The following is a 6,357-nucleotide window of genomic DNA, read 5'->3' on the forward strand; positions in this document are numbered from 1 at the left end:
GATCCCCATGCTGCGCGCCCTGGCGGCGCGCTGCGATGCGGCGGTCCGGATCGAGGAAGGCGACCCGAAGGGTGCGCTCGACGAACTGCGTGCCGCCTGGCGGGTGCTGCAGGAACTCGGCATGCCCTACGAGGCCGCCCAGTGCCGCGTGGTCGCTGCGCGCGCGTGGCGTGCGCTCGGCGACGACGACTCGGCATCGATGGATCTCGACGCGGCCCGGGCCGTGTTCGTCGAGCTCGATGCGGTGCCCGACGTGCTCGCGGTGGACGCGCTGTCGGTCTCGAGGACGTCGGCGCGGCGGACGCCGACGCCCTTGACGCCACGCGAGATCGACGTGGTACGACTGGTCGCGGAGGGCAAGACCAACCGCGCCATCGCCGGCGAGCTCTACCTGAGCGAGAAGACCGTGGACCGCCACCTCAGCAACGTCTTCACGAAGCTCGGCATCTCCTCACGGGCCGCGGCGACTGCCTACGCGTACGAGCACGCGTTGATCTGACTCGCGGCCCCTGCTGCGCCGTCCGGAGGAACGAGTCGCGCCATTCGGAACCCCGACATGGGTGATTCTCCCGATGCCGCCGGCGCGCGCCGTCCCTAGCGTCGGTGCCATGGACCTCGCCGTGTTCGCCGGCGTCGCATCGACCGGCCTCTTCGCCATGAGCTACCTGCCCATGCTGATGAAGGCCGGCCGCACGAAGGACCTGTCGTCGTACAGCCTCGGCAACCTGGCGATCACCAACGCGGGCAACGCGCTCTACTCGGTGTACGTGTTCAGCCTGCCCGTCGGACCGATCTGGTTCCTCCACACCTTCTACCTCGTGACCTCGGCGCTGATGCTCGCATGGTTCCTCCGGTATCGGTCGCGGGGTCCGGTCGCCGGGGCCGGGCCCGCCGGCACCGGCCGCCACGCGCGCACGACGGAGCCGACGGATCAGCCGGCGGAGCCCGCCGGGGCCACCCGCTAACCGTCAGTGCCCGTGCCGTCAACCCGGTGGGCGACGCCCCGCTGCGGTGCGAGACTGACGGCTCGCCGAGGAACGGAGCCCCCATGTCCACGTCACCGACGCGCACCAGCCGCGACCGCCGCCGCGAGGCCCGCAAGGCCGTCGCCGATGCCAGGCGAGCCGGGCGGGAAGCCGCCAAGCTCGCGAAGACCCTCTCCCGCGAGGCCCGCGCGAAGTTCGAGGCCATACGCACGCGCTTCTGCACGTGTCGAGCGAAGGAAGATCTTGAAGAAGTCGAGAGTGAGCAGCTCGTCGACCTGGCTGATGAAGCAAGCGTGCGGGAACCCGAGGTTCAGGCCGCCGTGGCTCGGGTCGAGCCAGCGCGAGGTGATCGCCTTCTCCTGGGTGAAGAAGTCGAACCCGCGCGGGCCGTAGGCCTTGGCGTCGCCGAAGAGCGAGTCCTTCCAGCCGCCGAACGAGTGGTACGCCACCGGCACCGGGATCGGCACGTTGATGCCGACCATGCCGACCGTCACCTCGCGCTGGAAGCGCCGCGCGGCACCGCCGTCGTTCGTGAAGATCGCGGTGCCGTTGCCGTACCGCGAGCCGTTGATGAGCTCGAGCCCGTCCTCGTAGCCGTCGACCCGCAGGACCGACAGCACCGGCCCGAAGATCTCGTCGCGGTACACGGCCGACGAGGTCGGCACCCGGTCGACGAGGGTCGGGCCGAGCCAGAAGCCGTCGGGCTCGCCGTCGACCTCGGGGTCGCGTCCGTCGACGACCACGGCGGCCCCGTCGGATGCCGCGACGTCGAGGTATCCCGCGACCTTGTCGCGGTGCTCGCGCGTGATGAGGGGGCCCATGTCGCAGCCGCGGGTGCCGTCGCCGGTCGTGAGCCGCGACATCCGCTCCGCGATCTTCTCGACGAGCTCGTCGGCGATCGAGTCGACCGCGAGCACCGCCGAGATCGCCATGCACCGCTCGCCTGCCGAGCCGAAGCCCGCGTTCACGGCGGCGTCGGCGGCCAGATCGAGATCGGCGTCGGGAAGGACCAGCATGTGGTTCTTCGCGCCGCCGAGGGCCTGCACGCGCTTGCCGTTGGCGGTGGCCGTCGAGTAGATGTACTGCGCGATCGGCGTCGAGCCCACGAACGAGATCGAGCGCACGGTCGGGTGCTCGAGCAGCGCGTCGACGGCGACCTTGTCGCCGTGCACCACGTTGAGCACGCCGTCGGGCAGGCCCGCCTCCTGCATGAGCCGGGCGAGCCAGACGGCGGCCGACGGGTCCTTCTCCGAGGGCTTCAGCACGACGGTGTTGCCCGTCGCGATCGCGAGTGGGAAGAACCACAGGGGCACCATGGCCGGGAAGTTGAACGGGCTGATGATGCCCACGACGCCGACGGGCTGGCGCAGCGTGTAGACGTCGATGCCCGTCGAGACGTTCTCGGAGTACTCGCCCTTGGTGTAGCCCGGCATGGCGCAGGCGAGCTCGACGACCTCGAGTCCGCGCGCGATCTCGCCCGCGGCATCCGACGTCACCTTGCCGTGCTCGCTCGTGAGGATCGCGGCGAGCTCGCCGGTGCGCGCGTTGAGGAGCTCGCGGAACGCGAACATCACCTGCTGGCGCTTCGCGATCGACGTGTCGCGCCAGCCGGGGAACGCCCGGGCGGCGGCCTGCACGGCGAGGTCGACGTCCTCCGTCGAGGCGAAGCGCACGCGCTTCTGCTCGACGCCGAGCGCGGGGTTGTAGACGGGTCCGCTGCGGTCGGACGATCCGGCGACGGATGCCCCGTCGATCCAGTGCTCGACGGTCGTCGTGGCGGCGGCCGACGCCTGGGATTCGGTCAGTGTCTGGCTCATGAGTCAGCCCTCTCCTTCGAGTGCGGTGCTCAGTACTTCATCGTAGATCGGCATCGCCTCGGCGACATCCTCGACCGTGACGACGCACGGGGGCACCACGTGGATGCGGTTGTCCTGGATGAACGGCAGCAGGCCGCGGGCCACGAGGCCGGACTTGATCCGGCCCATCGCGGCGGGCGGCAGCGGCTCGCGGGTCTCGGCGTCGGCGACGAGTTCGATGGCCCAGAAGACGCCCTCGCCGCGCACCTCCCCGATGACGTCGTGGCGCTCGGCGAGCTCGGCGAGCGCGGGGCCGATCTCGGTCTCGCCGATCGCGCGGGCGTTCTCGACGATGCCCTCGGACTCCATCGCGTCGAGCGCGGCGACGATCGAGGCCATCGCGAGCGGATGTCCCGAATACGTGAGTCCGCCGGGGAACACCCGGTCGTCGAACGTGGCCGCGATCGGGTCGGAGATGATCACGCCGCCGACCGGGATGTACCCCGAGTTCACGCCCTTCGCGAAGGTGATGAGGTCGGGGCGCACGTCGTAGCCATCGAACGCGAACCAGCGCCCGGTGCGCCCGAAGCCCGCCATGACCTCGTCGAGGATGAGCAGGATGCCGTGCCGGTCGCACAGCTCGCGCACTCCGGCGAGGTAGCCGGGCGGGGGCAGCATGATGCCGGCGGTGCCCGGCACGGTCTCGAGCAGCACGGCGGCGATCGACGACGGCCCCTCGGCCTCGATCACGCGGCGCAGGTGGTGCAGCGCGCGCTCCGACTCCTCCTCGGGCGTCGTGGCCCAGAACTCGGAGCGGTAGAGGTAGGGCCCGAAGAAGTGCACGTGCCCGCGTGCGAACTCGTTGGGGATGCGGCGCCAGTCGCCCGTCGAGACGATCGCCGCGCCGGTGTTGCCGTGGTACGAGCGGTAGGTCGAGAGCACCTTGTCGCGCCCGGTGTGCAGGCGCGCCATCCGGATCGCGTTCTCGTTCGCGTCGGCGCCGCCGTTGGTGAAGAAGACCTTGTGGAACCCCGGGGGCGCGTGGCCGATGATGCGCTTCGCGGCCTCGCCACGGGCGAGGCTCACGGTCGATGGCGCGATCGTCGTGAGCAGCTCGGCCTGTTCCTTGATCGCCTGCACGACCGCCGGATGCTGGTGGCCGATGTTGACGTTCACGAGCTGGCTCGAGAAGTCGAGGTACTCGCGGCCGGCGTGGTCCCAGACGCGGCACCCGCGCCCGCTGGCGACGACCAGCGAGGAGAGCTGCGACTGCGCCGACCAGGAGTGGAAGACGTGCTCGCGGTCCAGCGAGCGTGCGAGCTCGTCGAGGTCCTCTGCGAGGTTCTCGGTCATGGCTTCGGTGCCTTTCGTTCGCGTGCGGGTCGTGCGGTGCTGCGTCGTGCAGTGGCGCGGGGGTCGTGCGGGCGGATGCCGCGGGCCGGCCGGGACGCACCGGCCACGCGGCATCCGATCGACTAGTTGCCGCCCTCCTCGAGGGTGACGTCGATGGGCTCGAAGCTCTCGCCGGTGAGGTCGAGGTCTTCGCCCTCGAGCTCGTCGAGCGCCTTCTGGATCCAGTCGTTCGTGTACGCGGTCGACGGCGGCTCCTCGGTGATCAGGTGCGCGCCCGACTCGTTCACGGCCGCGAGCGCACCCGCGACCGTCTTGTCCCACGCGTCCTGGTTGATGATGCCGATGCCGTCGGGCGAGGGCCAGATGAGCTTGTTCGTCTCGTTGACCATCCAGAGCTCGTGGCTCGGACCCCAGCCGGAGCCGGCGGCGATCGTGATGTCCGAGGCCTCCTGCGGGTTCTCAGCCGCGTAGACCCAACCCTTGATGACGGCCTTCAGGAACTTGACGGTCGTGTCCTGGTAGTCCTCGTCGTCGGCGAGGCGCTCGGTGTCGGCCCAGATGGCGTCCTGCAGCATGGCGCCCTCGGTGTCCTCGTAGCTGATGACGTTGAAGTCCTCGGGCTGGTAGAGCTCGCCCGTGTCGGGGTTCGTCGTCTCGAGGAGCTGGGCGTACTCGTTGTAGGTCATCGCCTGTGCCGCGTCGATGTCACCCTGCAGGAAGGCGTTCATGTTGAAGTCCTGCGTGATGATCTGCACGGTCGTGGAGTCGAGGCCCTCGGCGGCCATCGCCGCGAAGATCTCCCACTCGTTGCCGAAGCCCCATGAGCCGATCTTCTTGCCCTCGAAGTCGTCAACGGAGTCGATGCCCGAGTCGGCCATCGACACCTGCAGCGTGCCCGACTTCTGGAAGATCTGCGCGATGTCGGTGAGGTTCGCACCCTGCTCGATCGAGCCGAGCACCTTCGGCACCCACGCGATGGCGTAGTCGACGTCGCCGTTGGCGAGCGCGTCCTGGGGAACGATGTCGCCGCCGGACGGGATGATCTCGACGTCCAGGCCCTCCTCCTCGAAGTAGCCCTGGTCAGCGGCGGCGAAGTAGCCGGCGAACTGGCCCTGCGGCAGCCACTGGAGCTGCAGCTTCACCGGGGTGAGGTCACCGCCGTCGGCGCTGTCGGTCTCCCCCGACCCGCCGGATCCGGAGCATGCGGTGAAGGCGAGGGCGGTCGCGAGTGCGAGCCCGCCGATCGTCGCGATGCGACGTCTGCTGTGGTTCATGTCAGTCCTCTCGATGCATTTCGGGTGTTCTCGGTGCGGGTGGTGCGGTGGTGCGGTGCGGGTGGTGCGTGGTGCGGTCCTGCGGATTCCCCGGGGCGGTCGGCCCCGGTGGTCTGGGGTCAGGGGCGTCGTCGCTCCTGGGGCGGTCGTCGTTGGAGCAGTCGCTCGAGGGCGAGGGTGGCGAGGTAGAAGAGCAGGCCGAGGGCGATGGATGCCAGGACGTACGCCCAGGCGCGGGCGTAGGCGCTCGACGCGGCCGACGTCGAGATGAGGCCGCCGAGGCCGCCGCGCGGTCCGCCGAAGTACTCGGCGACGAGCGCGGAGATCACGGCGAGCGACGAGGCGATGCGGATGCCGGTGAGGATGAACGGTCGCGCCGTCGGCAGCGTGAGCGTGCGCAGCACCTGGCCCGAGCTGGCCGCGTACGCCTTCATGAGGTCGCGGTGCACGGGCGCGGTCTGCCGGAAGCCGCGCAGCGTGTTGATGAACACGGGCACGAACGAGGCGAGCGCCGCGATCGCCTGCCGGCCGAACTGGCTGTCGGCGCCGAACATCGAGTTGAGCACCGGCGCGAGGGCCACGATCGGGATGACCGCGAGCGACGCCACGACGGGCGCGCTCATCTGGTCGATCGCCCGCCACCGCGCGGCCAGCGCGGCGAGCAGGATGCCGAGGATCGAGCCGACGACGAGGCCGACGAGCGCGTTCGTGCCCGTGATGAGCATGGCCTGGGCGATCGACGGCCAGTACGCGACGAACTCCTCGATGATCGAAGCCGGGCTCGGCAGCAGGTAGTCGGAGACGCCGACCACGCTCACGAGGAACTGCCACGTGCCGAGCACGATGAGGCCCACGGCGATCGGCGCGCCGATGCGCAGCGTGTTCTCGGTGCGCGGGCTCATGCCGTGCGAGCGGGGGCGCGGCGTGCGCCCGGCTGCGCCGGTCGGC

At 70.2% G+C, this 6,357-nt stretch carries 6 protein-coding genes; 2 read left to right on the plus strand and 4 right to left on the minus strand.

The genetic code is table 11. From position 1 onward, the window contains the following. Both GH736_RS14940 and GH736_RS14945 read left to right on the plus strand, forming a co-directional pair. Nucleotides 1-499: helix-turn-helix transcriptional regulator (locus tag GH736_RS14940; protein WP_162529567.1), on the plus strand; the 499-nt coding region annotated here is incomplete at its 5' end. A 109-nt stretch (nucleotides 500-608) separates the two neighbouring features. After that, the gene (locus GH736_RS14945) at nucleotides 609-965 is read left to right on the plus strand and encodes a hypothetical protein (RefSeq protein WP_235934268.1); all 357 of its coding nucleotides are present in this window, start codon (nucleotides 609-611) and stop codon (nucleotides 963-965) included. Between the two features lie 92 nt (nucleotides 966-1,057). Here GH736_RS14945 and GH736_RS14950 read toward each other — a convergent pair whose 3' ends face one another. The 4 genes from GH736_RS14950 to GH736_RS14965 form a co-directional block, all read right to left on the minus strand. Beyond that, the gene (locus GH736_RS14950) at nucleotides 1,058-2,803 is read right to left on the minus strand and encodes a CoA-acylating methylmalonate-semialdehyde dehydrogenase (RefSeq protein ID WP_235934270.1); all 1,746 of its coding nucleotides are present in this window, start codon (nucleotides 2,801-2,803) and stop codon (nucleotides 1,058-1,060) included. Nucleotides 2,804-2,806: 3 nt separating this feature from the next. Continuing rightward, nucleotides 2,807-4,135, minus strand: a complete 1,329-nt coding sequence (locus GH736_RS14955; protein WP_159604718.1) for an aspartate aminotransferase family protein — start codon at nucleotides 4,133-4,135, stop codon at nucleotides 2,807-2,809. Nucleotides 4,136-4,257: 122 nt separating this feature from the next. After that, nucleotides 4,258-5,409, minus strand: a complete 1,152-nt coding sequence (locus tag GH736_RS14960; protein WP_159604720.1) for an ABC transporter substrate-binding protein — start codon at nucleotides 5,407-5,409, stop codon at nucleotides 4,258-4,260. 119 nt (nucleotides 5,410-5,528) lie between these two features. Beyond that, a partial coding sequence (locus GH736_RS14965) for an ABC transporter permease (RefSeq protein WP_407922354.1) occupies nucleotides 5,529-6,357 on the minus strand: 829 nt, incomplete at its 5' end.

This window comes from Agromyces humi (assembly GCF_009720255.1).
GTDB classification, from domain to species: Bacteria; Actinomycetota; Actinomycetes; order Actinomycetales; family Microbacteriaceae; genus Agromyces; species Agromyces humi.

What these genes read in the sequence shown, in the direction of transcription:
- GH736_RS14955 (WP_159604718.1), bottom strand. Translation starts at nt 4,135, where the DNA reads ATGACCGAGAACCTCGCAGAGGACCTCGACGAGCTCGCACGCTCGCTG.
- GH736_RS14960 (WP_159604720.1), bottom strand. Translation starts at nt 5,409, where the DNA reads ATGAACCACAGCAGACGTCGCATCGCGACGATCGGCGGGCTCGCACTC.
- GH736_RS14950 (WP_235934270.1), bottom strand. Translation starts at nt 2,803, where the DNA reads ATGAGCCAGACACTGACCGAATCCCAGGCGTCGGCCGCCGCCACGACG.
- GH736_RS14945 (WP_235934268.1), top strand. Translation starts at nt 609, where the DNA reads ATGGACCTCGCCGTGTTCGCCGGCGTCGCATCGACCGGCCTCTTCGCC.